Source organism: Aeromicrobium sp. CTD01-1L150 (assembly GCF_041951745.1).
Classification (GTDB): Bacteria; Actinomycetota; Actinomycetes; order Propionibacteriales; family Nocardioidaceae; genus Aeromicrobium.
Genome location: NZ_CP169555.1, coordinates 3052266 through 3067101 on the forward strand (window position 1 = coordinate 3052266; position 14836 = coordinate 3067101).

Genomic DNA, 14836 nt, shown 5'->3' on the forward strand with positions numbered 1-14836 from the left:
TCAGGAGTCGACGCGGGCGGACTCGATGACGAGCTCCTCGGCCGGTGCACCCTCCGGGCCGCCGGAGTCGGTTCCCTCGGCCGCGACGTCCTCGAGGACCTTCACGCCCTCGGGTGCGATCGTGCCGAACAGCGTGTAGTCGGGGTCGAACTCGGAGTCGGCGTAGTTGAGGAAGAACTGCGAGCCGTTGGTGTCGGGACCGGAGTTGGCCATCGCCAGCGTGCCCTCGTCATAGCTCTCGTCGCCGGTCAGCTCGTCGGCGAACGTGTAGCCGGGGCCCGTGGTGCCCGATCCAGTCGGGTCGCCGCACTGCAGGATCCCGTAGGGCACCTCGTCGGAGGCGACGATCATCCGGTGGCACGTCGTGTCGTCGTAGTAGCCCTGCTCGGCGAGCCACGTGAAGGACGTCGCTGCGCACACCGCGTCGGGGTTCAGCTCGATCGGGACGTCGCCGGCGCTCGTCTCGAGCACGACGGCCTCGGCGGGCTCGGCGTCCTCCGCCGGCGGGTCGACCTCCTTGCCGGCCGGGCCGTCCGCGGGAACCCACTCGCAGTCGCCCGTGCGGGCGACCTCGGAGGTGCTGTCGTCCTGCGACGCATCGGTGTCGGAGTCGTCGCCGCAGGCGGCGAGCAGGGACAGGCAGACGGCGGCCGGGGCCAGCACTCGAAGCAGACGCATGGCCCTGATCCTAGGAGGTCCCTCGCGGCGGTCGTCAGACGTGGGCCGCGACGAGGCGGAAGCGCTCGGCCTGCGGCGAATCCGGGTCCGGGCCCTGCTCATGCAGCACCTCGGTCAGGGTGGACAGGTCGACGTCGGCCCCTGCCTCGCCCACCGCGACGAGCAGGCCGCCGACGGCGAGGGTGCCGGCCAGCTGCGGTGTGAGGGCCGGGTCGAAGGTGACGGCGAGGGCGAACCGGCTCTGCCACTGCTGCGGCAGCGCCTCGGCGGCGACGTCGACAGCGACGTGGTGGACGCGCGCCAGGTCCTGCGCTGCCTCGACGTGGGGCCCGAGCACGAAGACCTCGTAGCCGAGCGTGGCCAGGTGGATGCCTTCGGGTGTCACCTCGTCCCCGGCCACCAGGGCCAGCAGACCGTCTCCGGCGAGCCCGGCGGTCGTGGTCCAGTCGGTGAGCAGTCGTCGCGGACGATCATCGGCTCTCCTCATGACGGCCATTGTCACGCAGAGCCGAAGCGTCGCTGCCGTTGGGCGTACTCCTCGACGGCAGCCCACAGCGCCAGCCGGTCGACGTCGGGCCAGGCGATGTCGGAGAAGACCAGCTCGGCGTAGGCCGACTGCCACGGCAGGAAGTTGCTGGTGCGGTGCTCCCCCGAGGTGCGCCAGAACAGGTCGACGTCGGGAAGGTCGGGCTCATCCAGGTAGCGGGCGAAGGTGCGTTCGGTGACGCGGTCCGGGTCGACCTTGCCGGCCTTGACGTCACGGGCGAGGGCGGCGGCCGCGTCGGCGATCTCCGCCCGGCCGCCGTAGTTGACGCACATCGTCAGGCTGAGGACGTCGTTGCGCCGGGTGAGCTGTTCGGCGGTCTCGAGCTCCCTGATGACGCTGCGCCACAACCGACGGGGACGGCCGGCCCACCGCACCCTGACTCCGAGGTCGTGCATCTCGTCGCGCCGCCGGTGCACGACGTCACGGTTGAAGCCCATCAGGAAGCGGACCTCCTCCGGTGAGCGCTTCCAGTTCTCGGTGGAGAAGGCGTAGACGCTGACCGCCTCGATGCCGAGCTCGATGGCGCCCTTGACGACGTCGAGCAGGGCGAACTCGCCCATCTTGTGGCCCTCGGTGCGAGGCAGTCCGCGCGCCTTGGCCCACCGGCCGTTGCCGTCCATGACGACGGCCACGTGCCGCGGAACCTGGTCGGGCTCCAGGACCGGCGGCGCGGCTCCCGAGGGGTGGGGTTCAGGGGTGCGGGGGCGGTGCGGCATCAGCGATCCACGTGGCTCAGGGAGCGCAGGCCGCGCTCGAGGTGCCAGGACAGGTAGGAGCTGACCAGGCCGGTGGCCTCACGGCGTGCGCGGTCGTCGGCCAGCCGGACGGCGGGCCAGTCGCCGCTGAGCAGCGCCGCGAGGAGGTCGACGGTGGACGCCGACGGCGCGGCCGATCCGGGCACGCGGCATGTGTCGCACAGCATTCCGCCGGAGGCGGCGTGGAAGTGCCGGTGCGGGCCGACGAGGCCGCACCGGGCACAGCCGTCGAAGCTCGGGGCATAGCCGGCGACGGAGAGGGCCCGCAGCTGGTAGGAGTCGAGCACCCAGGCGGCCGACAGCTCACGTGCGGTCAGGGCTCGCAGCGCTCCGACCAGGAGCTGGTACTGCTGGATGGCCGGCTCACCGTCGTCGTGCACGAGACGCTCGGCGGTCTCGAGCATCGCGGTGCCGGCGGTGTAGCAGGGGTAGTCGCCGCCGAGGTCACGTGCGAAGGCCGAGATGGTCTCCACCTGGGTGATGATGTCCAGGCTGCGACCCTCGGCCAGCTGCAGGTCGACGTGCATGAACGGCTCCAGCCGACCCCCGAACCGCGACGACGTCTTTCGCACACCCTTGCCGACCGCACGCACAAGGCCATGGCCTCGGGTCAGCAGCGTGATGATGCGGTCCGCTTCCCCGAGCTTGTGGGTGCGCAGCACCACACCCTGCTCCCGGTAGAGGCTCACCCGTCCATTCTGCCGGGTCAGGGTCGCCACCGGGGCGCCGCCACGCCACCAGCGACCTTCACTCAACGAGCGCGGTTGCCGTCGTTCATCGAGTGACCTTCCCGTGGTCGGCGAAGAGCCGGCCCGAGACGGTGCCGAACAGGTCGGTGAGGCGGATGTCCTCCTGGCGGACGAAGCCGGCGCTCGGGAGCACGCCGTCGGCCACCAACTCGACGACGCTCACCGCCGAGGCCGCCGTGGTCCAGCTGATCGCCCGCCAGGTGCGGCCGTCGATCTCGATGGGCAGGTAGCCGCGCACGTAGTTCTCACGGAACGGCTGCCCGTCCTGGGTGCCCTCGACGGCGGCGTGCAGGTACACCACGTCGTCGTTCACCGGCGGCTTGGCGTCGACGAGGATCTGGCCGACCTCGTCGCGACGTTCCCGCAGGTTGAGCTCGTCGAAGAGGAAGTGCATCTGGCGGAAGTGTCCCGGGTAGCGCAGCGTCTTGTAGTCGAGGCGGCTCACGCGACCCTCGTACGTCTGGCACATGGTGCCCAGGCCGCCGGAGGTGAGGGCGGCCTCCAGCTCGATGCCGCCGATGAAGACCCGCTCCTTCTCCGTCATGGCCGGCACCATCTGCCGGCGCCGGGAGCGCAGGACCTCGCAGTCGTTGAGGTACTCGTTGACGACCCCCTCGGCCGACCAGTTGAAGGCGTAGCCGAGCAGGCCGGTCGGGTTCTGCGGCAGCGCACCCACCTTGAGCTCGATGGAGCGAATCTCCTCGAACCCGGCGGCGAGTGAGGAGCCGACGATGCCGATCAGGCCGGGCGCCAGCCCGCACTGCGGCACGAACACTGGGCGGGGGCGCCGGGCCGTGGGCGGCAGGTCGACGCCGTCGGGCCTCACCGTGCTGAGCTCCATGACGCGGTTGGTGGTGGGCACGTCCTCGGTGAGGTCGAAGTAGTGGACGTTCGTGTCGTAGGCGGCCTCGGCGACGGCGATGTTGAGGTGGTACGGCAGGCAGGAGACGACGGCGTCGACATCGGTCAACGCCTTGCGGACGGCCTCGCCGTCGCCGACGTCCACGGCGTGCGTCGCGAAGCCGAGGCAGTCGCGGGGAGCTGAGTCATAGCCGACGACCGTGAAGTCGGCACGCGAGAGCAGGCTCGCGACGAGCTCGCCGACCTTGCCGAGGCCGAAGACGGCCACACGGTTGATGGATCGGGACACGGGTCCTCCTCGGGCTCGGCGGCGGGTCACGCCGCATGCACACGACACCGAGGGTGGCCGGTGTCACGTCGATGCTAGCCACGAGGAGGGCCCGTGTCTGTACCGTCCGGACGGTTCATGGGTGACGATTCGATGACGCCGACCCGCGCCCGACGGTCTCAGGCGGGGATCGTCGTACCCTCGGCACGGTTGGCGGCCGAGACGACGGCACGCAGCGAGGCCATGACGATGTTGGCGTGGATGCCCACGCCCCACACGATCTCGCCGGCGATCTCGCACTCGACGTAGGCCGCGGCCAACGCGTCACCACCGGAGGACAGCGCGTGCTCGGAGTAGTCGAGCACCCGGATGTCGGCGCCGGCCTGGCGCATGCCGTCGACGAAGGCGTCGACCGGGCCGTTGCCCTCGCCCTTGAACGAACGCTCCTCGCCGCGCACCACGAGGTCCACGACCTGCTGGTCGTGCCCGTCGGTCGACGTCGTCGAGCTGAACGTGACCAGCGAGTACGGCTCCTCGGAGTCCAGGTACTCGGCACTGAAGGACTCCCAGATGCCCTCGGGCGAGATCTCCCCGGCCTCCCCCTCGGTCAGGCCCTGGATCGCGCGGCTGAACTCGATCTGGAGCCGACGCGGCAGGTCCAGCTGGTGCTCGGTCTTCAGCAGGTAGGACACGCCGCCCTTGCCGGACTGGCTGTTGACGCGGATGACCGCCTCGTAGGTCCGGCCCACGTCGTGCGGGTCGATCGGCAGGTAGGGCGCCTCCCACGCGACCTCCCCGACGTCGACGCCCTGCTCGGCGGCTCTACGGTCCAGGTCCTCCAGGCCCTTCTTGATGGCGTCCTGGTGGGAACCGGAGAACGCCGTGTAGACGAGGTCACCGGCATACGGGTGCCGCGGGTGGACCGGCAGGTTGGTGCAGTACTCCACCGTGCGCCGGATCTCATCGATGTCGCTGAAGTCGATCTGCGGGTCGATGCCCTGGCTGAACAGGTTCATGCCCAGTGTCACCAGGTCGACGTTGCCGGTGCGCTCGCCGTGACCGAACAGGCAGCCCTCGACGCGATCCGCCCCCGCCATGAGCGCCAGCTCGGTGGCCGCCACGGCCGTGCCGCGGTCGTTGTGCGGGTGCAGGCTCACCGCCACGTGCTCTCGCTGATTGACGTGCCTGCTGAACCACTCGATCTGGTCCGCATAGGTGTTGGGCGTGGCCATCTCGACCGTCGCCGGCAGGTTGAGGATGATCTCCCGGCCGTCCTCGGGCTGCCAGAGGTCCATGACCGCGTTGCAGACCTCGACGCTGAACTCGAGCTCGGTGCCGGTGAAGATCTCCGGGCTGTACTGGTAGCCGAACTCGGTGTCGGGCATGTTGAGCTCGGCGTGCTTCATCACCATCTCGGTGCCGTGCGTCGCGATGGCACGCACCTCATCGCGCGAGGCGTTGAAGACGACGCGACGAAACAGCGGCGCCACCGCGTTGTACAGGTGGATGTTGGCGCGCTTGGCGCCGGCCAGTGACTGGGTGGTGCGCTCGATGAGGTCTTCGCGGGCCTGCGTCAGGACGGAGATGGTGACGTCATCGGGGATCAGGTCCTCCTCGATGAGGCTGCGCACGAACGCGAAGTCGGTGTCGCTGGCCGACGGGAAGCCGACCTCGATCTCCTGGTAGCCCATGCGCACCAGCAGGTCGAACATGCGGCGCTTGCGCACCGGGGTCATGGGGTCGATGAGGGCCTGGTTGCCGTCACGCAGATCGGTGGAGAGCCACCGCGGTGCCTGGGTGATCTGGGCCGACGGCCACGTGCGGTCCGGCAGGTCGATGGGCTCGAAGGCGCGGTAGCGCCCGAACGGCATCACTGAGTTCTTTTGAGGTGAAACACGGTTGTTCTTCATGATGATCGGATCTTCCTCGGGGTTCTCGCCGTGCGGCGAAGTGGCACTTGGTCGGCCATGACGAGACTCCGCGCCGAGGTGTCCGACCTAGTGGACCTCGTCGCGGCAACGAAGGAGCAGGCTCACGATCCGCATGATGCTGCTCAGCCTACCACCGGCCCGGCGCCGGGCCACGGCCCCGTGTGGGTGGGGCTTGTAAAGTCGCCGAGATGCCCGCGGCCCCATCGGTCCTGCCGCGGCACAGGCGGGACCCATCGGATCGCGGGCGTAGTGTGTCAAGTCGCGGCCTGCGGCCCGACATCCAGGCATTGCGCGCCCTGGCCGTGGCCCTCGTCGTCGGGTACCACCTGTGGCCGGGCCGGGTTCCCGGCGGCTACATCGGCGTCGACGTCTTCCTCGTCGTCTCCGGCTTCCTCATCACCTCACACCTGCTCAAGGAGGCCGAACGGCGCGGCACGGTCCGGATGGGCCAGTTCTGGGCACGCCGGGCACTCCGGCTCCTGCCGGCATCACTGGTGGTGATCGCCGCGACCGCCGTCGCCACCGTGCTCTGGGTGCCCGACAGCCGGTGGGACGCGTTCTTCCGGCAGGGGATCGCCTCCGCGCTGTACGTGCAGAACTGGTTCCTGGCGGAGACCACCACCGGGTACAGTGCCGCCAGCGAGGACCCCACCGCGTTCCAGCACTTCTGGTCGCTCTCGGTCGAGGAACAGTTCTACCTCCTCATCCCGGTGCTGCTGATCGTCCTGACCGCAACGTCTCGACGGTGGCGCCCGATGTTCTTCGGCCTCGTCCTGCTGGTGACGGCCTCATCGTTCGTGTGGTCCGTGCTGCTCACGCAGACCGACCCCGAGGCGGCCTACTTCGTCACCACGACGCGGACCTGGGAGCTCGGGGTCGGTGCCCTCGTCGCCTTCGCCCGGCCGGACCAGCTCCGACGCATCCCCCCGGCAGCGGCGTGGATCGGCGCAGCTGCCATCGCCTTCGCCGCGTTCACCTACTCCAGTGCCACGGCGTTCCCCGGGAGCGCAGCGGCAGTGCCGGTCCTGGGCACGGCACTGCTGGTCGCCACCGTGCGGCACGATGCGCTGTTCGACAGCGTGGCCTCCTGGAGACCGATCCAGCGCATCGGCGACGCGTCGTACTCGATCTACCTGTGGCACTGGCCGCTCATCATCATCGCCCCCTTCGTCCTGGAACGGCATCCCGGCCTGCTCGACCGGGTCGCCGTCCTCGTCCTGACCCTCGTGCTGGCGTTCGCCTCGCTGCGCTTCGTCGAGGCACCGTGGCGAGCGGGAGCGGACCCGGTCCGCTGGCGCGGGGACGGCTTGCGGTTCGTAGCCGGCCTGCAGGTCGCGACGTTGGCCGTGTGTCTGGCCGCGCTGGTGACCCTCGCCCACGAGCAGCGCGGCGACCGGGTGGCCGCCCAGGCCCTCCAGGAGGACACCAGCTGCTTCGGCGCGGCGGCCCTGGTCAACGACTGCGACGTCCCCGACGTCGTGGTGCCCGGTCTGAGCGTGCTCGAGGAGGAGAACGGAAACGTCGATGAGTGCTGGACGTCCGGCGATGCCGTGAACCGCTGCCGCCTGGTGGACCAGGTGGACCCGGAACGCAGCGTCGCCGTCGTCGGGGACTCCCACAGCAACACACTCATCCCGATGTACCGCCGCATCGCCGAGGAGCGGAACTGGCAGCTCGACGTCTACGGCAAGGCCGGCTGCTACCCCATGGACGTGCCGAAGCAGACCGGGAACGACGACGTCGCGCAGTCATGCCTCGACTGGGGGGCCGAGGCCCAGACCATGATCGAGGCCGCCAGCTACGACCTCGTCCTCGTGACGCACTACGAGAAGATCACCGCCGCGGGATCGACGCAGACCGAACGACAGCAGGAGACGGTCGCGGCTCTGAGGAGGTCGTGGGAGGGGTTCGCCCGCTCCGGCGCTCACGTCGTGGCCCTGCAGGACATCCCACGGGTCACCCCGGGAGACCTGGCGTGCGCCGAGCAGGAGGACGATGAGGACGTCCGCGACTGCTCCGTCCCCCGCGACCGGGCCTATCCGCCGTTCGAGAGCCAGCGCGAGGCGGCACGTGGCCTCGACCAGGTGTCGCACGTCAGGACGTCCGACCTGGTGTGCGGCGACGGTGACTGTCCACTCGTGGCCGGCGGTGTCCGCTTGTACTTCGATGCCGTCCACCTGACCGAGACCTACGCAGAGACGATGGCGCCGATGATGAGTGAGCGGATCGAGGCCGCCGCCGGGCGGGGCTGACGGGCTCCGAGCGTCCGCACGGGAGCGCCGATACGCTCAAGGCATGGCAGATGAGCACTCGACCTCCGGTTCCTACGTGCACTCCGGGGAGGAGTTCCAGCGCGACATGGACTACCTGCCCGACCGCATCACGCGCACCGGCGGCGCCCCGGTCGACGAGCGGGCCGGGACAGGCCGGCAGAGCCCTGCCGGCGCGGCCCGCTGGCCGGTGGAGCCCGGGCGCTACCGGCTCGCCGCGGCGAAGGCGTGCCCCTGGGCCAACCGCACCCTCATCGTGCGTCGCCTGCTCGGGCTGGAGGACGCCATCGGTCTCGCACTCGCCGGCCCGACGCACGACTCCCGCAGCTGGACCTTCGACCTCGACCCCGGTGGCGTCGATCCCGTGCTCGGCATCGAGCGGCTCCAGGAGGCGTACTTCGCCCGCGACCCCGACTACCCCAAGGGCATCACGGTGCCCGCGATCGTGGAGGTCGCCTCCGGCCAGGTCGTCACCAACGACTTTCCGTGGATCACGCACGACTTCTTCTTCGAGTGGACCGACCATCACCGCGACGGTGCTCCGGACCTGTGGCCCGACGAGGTCCGCGACGAGATGGAGGACGTCATGGTGCGCGTCTTCACCGAGGTCAACAACGGCGTCTACCGGTGCGGGTTCGCCGGCTCCCAGGAGGCCTACGACTCGGCGTACGAGCGACTCTGGACGGCGCTGGACTGGTTGGAGGAACGGCTCACCACCCGGCGCTACCTGATGGGCGAGAGCATCACCGAGGCCGACGTCCGGCTGTTCACGACACTCGCCCGTTTCGACCCCGTCTACCACGGCCACTTCAAGTGCAACCGGGTCAAGCTGGAGCAGATGCCAGCGTTGTGGGGATACGCCCGCGACCTGTTCCAGACGCCCGGGTTCGGGGAGACGATCGACTTCGGACAGATCAAGCAGCACTACTACGAGGTCCACACCGACATCAATCCGACGCAGATCGTGCCGTCCGGCCCCGACCTGTCCGGCTGGACCACTGCGCACCACCGCGAACAGCTCGCCGGCTCGCCGTTCGGCGACGGCACCCCGCCGGTCTGAGGACGGACGGCGGGCGCGAGCTCAGCGGCGCGTCACCAGGGACCGGGGCACCCATCGGGCACGAAGCCGCTCACGGCGGCCACCGCGGCGGGCGAGGCCGGCCACGACTGTGCGGGCTGCGGTGACGTCCTCGATCGTACGTGTCCCGGGCCGGCCGTAGCGAGACGTCTCCACGTCCTCCAGCAGTGCGGCGAGGGCAGCCTCGTCGATGCCGCCGTCCACCACGAGCTCGGCGGCGAAGGTTCGTGGCGTCTGGCTCGCTCGAACGAGCAGGCCGTGGTCGACGGCCGTGGCCTGCACCTCCCGCCACCACGGTTCCGGACCGGCGGCAGCGAGCCGACGGCGCCGCAGGAGGATGCGGATCGTTCCGGGGAGCAGCCCCGCGACGAGCAGCAAGCCTGCGACGACGAGCGTCGAACGCGCACCGGACGGCGGGTCGTCGGTAATCACCGGCTCCTCGTCGCGCTGCCGGTCCATGGCCCGCGAGCCCTCGTCGCGCCCCTCGCTGCCGACGCCCTCGGGAGCGCTGGTCGCCGTCCGTGGCTCGGTGAACGCGGTAGGCTCACCCACCGACGGCGTGGGCTCGAAGCCCACCCAGCCGACACCCTCGAAGTACAGCTCGGGCCAGGCGTGCAGGTCATCGGACGTGACCTCGAAGACCTGATCGCCGTCCTCGAACCCGACCGCTCGACCGGGCGCGTACCCGACGACGACACGGGCGGGGATGTCGAGCTCGCGCGCCATCACGGCCATGCCGGAGGCGAAGTGGACGCAGTAGCCGGCGCGTTCCTCCAGGAAGCGCTCCAGCACCTGCACCCCGTTGCCGTCGTAGTCACCGGCCACGGGAGCCGACTCGGAGTACTGGTACCGGGTCTGGAAGTGCTCCTGCAGCGCGAGGGCGCGGTCGTAGTCGTTGTCAGTGCCGGAGACCACCTCCCGAGCGGTGCGCGCGACCACCTCGGGGACGTCGTCGGGCAGACGCAGGTAGTCCCGCATCCCGGCGCGGAACGGCTCGCCCAGAGCCCGCATCTGCTCCGCCGTGGGTTGCACGTCCAGACTGGTCACCGTGTACTGCTGGTCCTCCTCGGACTCCGCGGACTCCGAGACGAGCGTCTGTCCGACGCGGTTCCATCGCCACGCCTCGGACAGGCCGGAGACACCCGTGGCGGGGTAGGGCGTCGGGAGCATCGTGCTGCGCAGCTCATCGATCGTGATGGTGGTCTGCGCAGACTCGGTCTCGATGGACTCACCCATGGCTAGGTTGCCCTCGCCGCGGCCCACGGCTCGAGGACCGACCGGACGCCACGTCTGTCCGTCGAAGTCACGGAGCACGGCAGCACGCAGGTAGGGCGGACCGTCGAGCGTCGTGGTGTACGTGGCGGCGACCCTCGTGCTGCCGCGACGCAGGTTCTTGCCCAGCTGGAGCATCGGGTTGATACCGTCGCCGAACACTCTCGGTGCGGGGGCACCCCAGTCGCGGGGGACACCGCTGACGTCTGGCAACGCTGGTGGCAGGACCACCGCGACCACCAGACCGCAGGCGCCGAGAGCCGTGGCGGGCACCAGTGCGGAGCGAGGGCCACGATCGGCGGCCCGGCTCCACAGCACGACCAGCCAGGCCGCTGCGGGGACGACGAAGGTGACTGCCGCCGGAGGGCGCCCCGACACCAGCGGGGGCACCACGAACACCACGACGAGGAGCACCCCGAGCAGCAGGTCGCCGCGACGACGACGCAGCAGCATGCCGGCGACCACGACCAGCAGCGCGAAGGCGATCGTCAGCACGAGCACGATCGGGCGTGCCGCCGGCGCCGGGGCGGCCTCCTCCATGATGAGCACCCGAGCCCGTCCGAGCTGCTCCGCCAGCGCCACGAAGGACGACGCTGTCGGCACCACCCCCGCGGCAAGCGTCTGGGGCACGAAGATCCACACGACGGCCAGCAGGCCCACGACCATGCCGATCGGGGTGACGCCCCGGAGGCCCAGGGATCGCGCTGCGGCGCTGACCAGGGCGACCAGCCCGGCCACCAGACCCACCGTCAAGAACCACCCGCGACCCTCGACCACGGAGGTGAAGCCCAGCAGCAGCGCGGCGAGCGCCACGACGACCGCGGCATGCTCCACCCATGCGCTCGCGCCCTCGTCGAGGGCTCGCACGGGCCGGGCCCGCCGTTCAGGACGCAGCATGCCGCTCTCCCCCGGCGCCTAGCTCGGACCAGCGTTGCGCGACGTCGTCGCCGCCGGCGTAGGTGACGACGTCCCACCCGGCGTCCTCGAGCAGCTCGAGCACGGGCGGGCGGGTGCCGGCCGCCACGAACGCCTTGACGTCGGCCCCGGCGACGGCCCGCACCCAGGCGTGCGCACGATCGGCCTGGAGCCGGCCGAGCAGAAGGACGAGGGTGTGCTCGCCAGTCTGGACGTTCTCACGCGTGACGGCGGTCCTGGTGGTCGGTTCCAGGAGTGCGAGGTCGACCAGGACGTCGTCGATGGTGTCGCCGTGGTCGGCCACCCGGCGCCGCTCACCACCCACCGCCCGCACGGCGACCTCGTGACCCTGGCGGGCCAGGTGCGTCAGGACGGACGCGGCAGCGCTGATGCTCCACTCCAGCTCTGATGAGTGGTCCCAGCGCCCCTTGGCGTCACACGTCGTACCGAAGCTGACGTCGTCGGTGTCCAGCACGATCCCCGCCCGCGCGTCGATCTCCTGCTCCTCCTGGCGGACCATCAGCTCACCACGATGCGCCGTGGCCTTCCAGTGCATGCGCTTGAGCGCATCGCCCGGGAGGTAGGTGCGGGCGATGACGTCGTCCGTGCCGAGACCGAAGTGCTGCGGCGCCGGACGACCGGAGCCGTCGCTGTCGCGCGAGAGCAGGCCTGATCCCGTGACGTCGACGCGCCGCGGCAGGACCACGACGTCGTCCCTGCCACCGACCGTCCGTTCGCGCTGGACGAGCCCGAACGGATCCTCCACCCGGACGGTGAGCGGGCCGACGCTGTGGCGGCCCCGGCGCAGTCCGTGCAGCGGATAGTCCACCTCCAGCCGCGCCGACGGGCCGTGACTGCCGCCGAGTGCGGGTAGCGTTCCGGCGGCCTCACCGGACAACGCTGACGGCAGGGTGTCGTTCCAGCGTGCCTCCAGGCAGGCGATGGTGCGCAGGTTGGTGATCTGCAGGTGCACGCGGGCCGGGGTGCCCGGGGTCACGACACCAGGCTTGAAGCTGCGCTCCACCCGGATCCGCGCGTGCCCGACGATGACGAACAGCGCACCGAGGACCACCAGACCCAGCAGCAACGACGTCACGTACTGCAGTGCCGGCAAGGAGAACAGGGGCGCGGCGACGAAGGCGCTCCCCGCCGTCACGAGGAACCCGGTACCGCGGGGTGTCAGCCGCACCGGACTCACCGTGGGTCGACGGCTCCGGTGGGCACCGGTGTCGCGGCGACGATACGTCGCACGGCTTCGGCGGCCGAGGACGCACCTCGCATCGGGACCAGACGGTGCGGCAGCACGAGCGGCACGAGAGCCGCGACGTCGTCGGGCAGCACGTGGTCGCGTCCTTGGACGAAGGCCCGGGCCTTGGCGGCTCGCACCAGCTGCAGGGTGGCCCGCGGACTGGCACCGAGCCGGATCTCGGTGTCTACCCGGGTGGCCTGGACGATGTCGACGCAGTACCGCTCGACGGCCTGCGAGACGTGGACGGCACGGGCGCGATCGATCATCGTGCGGAGCTCGTCGACGCTGACGACGGGGGCCAGCAGGTCGAGCGGGTTGTCGGCGTCGCGCTCACGGACCATCGCCAGCTCGGCCTCGGTGTCCGGGTAGCCCATCGAGATGCGAGCCGTGAAGCGGTCCCTCTGCGCCTCGGGCAACGGGTAGGTGCCCTCCATCTCGTAGGGGTTCTGGGTGGCGATGACCGTGAACGGCGGATCCAGCGTGTGGGTGCGGCCATCGACCGTGACCTGGCGTTCCTCCATGGCCTCCAGCAGGGCGGACTGCGTCTTGGGCGAGGCGCGATTGATCTCATCGCCGATGACGATGTTGGCGAAGACCGGACCGGGCTTGAACTCGAACCGGGCCAGCTGCTGGTTGTAGGCGGAGACGCCGGTGACGTCGGAGGGCAGGAGGTCGGGGGTGAACTGGATACGCCGCACGGAGCAGTCGATGGAGCGGGCGAGCGCGCGGGCCAGCACCGTCTTGCCCACTCCAGGCACGTCCTCGATGAGCAGATGTCCCTCGGCGAGCACCACGACGAGGGCCGTCTCGACCGCCTCGGACTTGCCGTCGACCACGGAGTCGATGTTCTCCAGGACACGCGTCACCGTGCTCATGTCACTCCTCGTCCTGCGGTCTGCTGACGTCCATCATCGCCTGCCGAGCCCAACGGCGCACGGTTCCCGGGGGTTCCGCGGCGGCTGCATCGGCCCAAGCAGCGTCTGCCGAGCACTCCGGCTACGGTCGGAGACATGGCCCGTCTGCTGATCGTCCACCATGCGCCGACGCCCACCGTCCGCTCGCTCGCGGAGTCCGTCGTGGAGGGTGCCCACGATGATGCAATCGAGGGTGTGGAGGTCGTGGTCCGCCCGGCGCTCGAGGCAGAGGCTGACGACGTGCTCGCCGCGGACGGCTACGTGCTCGGCACGCCCGCCAACTTCGGGTACATGTCCGGTGCCCTCAAGCACTTCTTCGACACGATCTTCCTGCAGGCCGGCGGTGCCCTCGCCGATGACGGCGGCGCTGGCGAGGCCCCCGAGACGCGCAAGCCGTTCGGTCTGTGGGTGCACGGTCGCTACGACACCACCGGCGCGGTCCGTTCCGTCGAGAGCATCGTCCAGGCGCTGGGCTGGAAGCAGTCCGCCGACATCCTGCAGGTGCTCGGCGACGTCGGCGAGGACGAGCGGGACCAGGCCTACGAGCTGGGCGCGACGCTCTCCGCGCTGCTGACCGACTGACCCGTCGCCGGACGTTTGACAGATCGGCGAGACTGAAGTGGTGAACGTTCCCGACGCCCTGCCGACGCTGTCGGTCGGCGCCCACGACTCCGACAGCGGCGAGGCCTGCGTCATGGAGTACGTCTCGGTACTCGCAGGGGAGCCGTGGAGCGACCGGCCGGAGTGCACCCACCCAGTGCTGGCGCACGAGGCACGCAGCGCCAACGACCTGCTCGACGACGCCGACCGGCCCCAGCTGGTGCAGCTCGTGGGACGCTTGTTCGGGGCGAGCGACGACTCCCCCGAGCTGCGTGCACGGCTCCGGCTCACCCAGGCCCGGCAGGTACTGCGGCTCGTCGAGCCGTCCGCGCGCGCCGGCGTCGATGGCCACCTGCGTCGCACCGAGGACCTGCTGGCACGCCCGGTCCTCGAGGCCGAGCACCTCGAGGTCGAGCGAGCGTGGGACGTCGCGCTCTCCCTCCCCACGCGATCGACCGGCCTCGACCCGGCCCATGAGAGCCACCACGTGGGCGCATCGCGCATCATGGCGTTCGTGCTCTCGCCCGACCTCGGTGCGGCCGAGGCGTGGGCCCTCACCGCGCTGGTCGGGGCGCACCGTGTGGCTGCCGGCGAGTGCCGCGCCGACTGCGGCGACGAGCGGGCTCGAGCCCGGCGCATGGTCCGCGACCTCGGCGAGCTGCTCGACGTCTACGACGATGTCACCGGGCGCGTCCCCGAGCCCGTCGCCCCGGCCGACCTGGCCACTCTGGCCGTCCACCTGTGAGGTG

The 14836-nt window shown here is 70.5% G+C and carries 13 protein-coding genes; 4 read left to right on the forward strand and 9 right to left on the reverse strand.

Annotation, left to right across the window (positions count from 1 at the left end):
- From ACEVFP_RS15120 to leuA, 6 genes are all read right to left on the reverse strand, one after another.
- A complete protein-coding gene (locus ACEVFP_RS15120; RefSeq protein ID WP_375000266.1) occupies window positions 1-678 on the reverse strand; it encodes a peptidylprolyl isomerase in 678 nt (225 codons plus the stop codon).
- A 34-nt stretch (window positions 679-712) separates the two neighbouring features.
- Window positions 713-1165 (reverse strand): hypothetical protein, encoded by a 453-nt coding sequence (locus ACEVFP_RS15125; RefSeq protein ID WP_375000267.1) that lies wholly within the window; start codon window positions 1163-1165, stop codon window positions 713-715.
- A gap of 11 nt (window positions 1166-1176) precedes the next feature.
- A complete protein-coding gene (locus tag ACEVFP_RS15130; RefSeq protein WP_375000268.1) occupies window positions 1177-1941 on the reverse strand; it encodes an isoprenyl transferase in 765 nt (254 codons plus the stop codon).
- Window positions 1941-2669, reverse strand: coding sequence for a DNA repair protein RecO (gene recO, locus ACEVFP_RS15135; RefSeq protein ID WP_375000269.1), 729 nt, complete (start codon window positions 2667-2669; stop codon window positions 1941-1943). Before recO ends, ACEVFP_RS15130 begins: the two co-directional genes overlap by 1 nt.
- A gap of 85 nt (window positions 2670-2754) precedes the next feature.
- Entirely contained in the window at window positions 2755-3879 is a 1125-nt protein-coding gene (locus ACEVFP_RS15140; protein WP_375000270.1) for a saccharopine dehydrogenase family protein, read from the reverse strand.
- 158 nt (window positions 3880-4037) lie between these two features.
- The gene (gene leuA, locus ACEVFP_RS15145; protein WP_375000271.1) at window positions 4038-5729 is read right to left on the reverse strand and encodes a 2-isopropylmalate synthase; all 1692 of its coding nucleotides are present in this window, start codon (window positions 5727-5729) and stop codon (window positions 4038-4040) included.
- A 311-nt stretch (window positions 5730-6040) separates the two neighbouring features.
- On the opposite strand from leuA, the gene ACEVFP_RS15150 reads away from it, so the two are divergent.
- Entirely contained in the window at window positions 6041-8041 is a 2001-nt protein-coding gene (locus tag ACEVFP_RS15150) for an acyltransferase family protein (RefSeq protein WP_375000272.1), read from the forward strand.
- 43 nt (window positions 8042-8084) lie between these two features.
- On the forward strand, window positions 8085-9119 hold the full coding sequence (locus ACEVFP_RS15155) for a glutathione S-transferase family protein (protein ID WP_375000273.1): 1035 nt from the start codon (window positions 8085-8087) through the stop codon (window positions 9117-9119).
- A gap of 21 nt (window positions 9120-9140) precedes the next feature.
- Here the strand turns inward: ACEVFP_RS15155 and ACEVFP_RS15160 are convergent, their stop codons facing one another.
- The 3 genes from ACEVFP_RS15160 to ACEVFP_RS15170 are packed head-to-tail and all read right to left on the reverse strand — an operon-like array spanning window position 9141 to window position 13448.
- Window positions 9141-11306, reverse strand: coding sequence for a DUF3488 and DUF4129 domain-containing transglutaminase family protein (locus tag ACEVFP_RS15160; RefSeq protein WP_375000274.1), 2166 nt, complete (start codon window positions 11304-11306; stop codon window positions 9141-9143).
- Window positions 11293-12513: a DUF58 domain-containing protein gene (locus ACEVFP_RS15165; RefSeq protein WP_375000275.1), complete on the reverse strand. Its 1221-nt coding sequence runs from the start codon at window positions 12511-12513 to the stop codon at window positions 11293-11295. The genes ACEVFP_RS15160 and ACEVFP_RS15165 overlap by 14 nt, the downstream gene beginning before the upstream one ends.
- A gap of 5 nt (window positions 12514-12518) precedes the next feature.
- Entirely contained in the window at window positions 12519-13448 is a 930-nt protein-coding gene (locus ACEVFP_RS15170) for an AAA family ATPase (protein WP_375000276.1), read from the reverse strand.
- 135 nt (window positions 13449-13583) lie between these two features.
- Here ACEVFP_RS15170 and ACEVFP_RS15175 point away from each other — a divergent pair, with 135 nt between their 5' ends.
- Both ACEVFP_RS15175 and ACEVFP_RS15180 read left to right on the forward strand, forming a co-directional pair.
- Window positions 13584-14069, forward strand: coding sequence for a flavodoxin family protein (locus ACEVFP_RS15175; RefSeq protein ID WP_375000277.1), 486 nt, complete (start codon window positions 13584-13586; stop codon window positions 14067-14069).
- A gap of 40 nt (window positions 14070-14109) precedes the next feature.
- Window positions 14110-14832, forward strand: coding sequence for a hypothetical protein (locus ACEVFP_RS15180; RefSeq protein WP_375000278.1), 723 nt, complete (start codon window positions 14110-14112; stop codon window positions 14830-14832).
- Window positions 14833-14836: the final 4 nt, after the last annotated feature.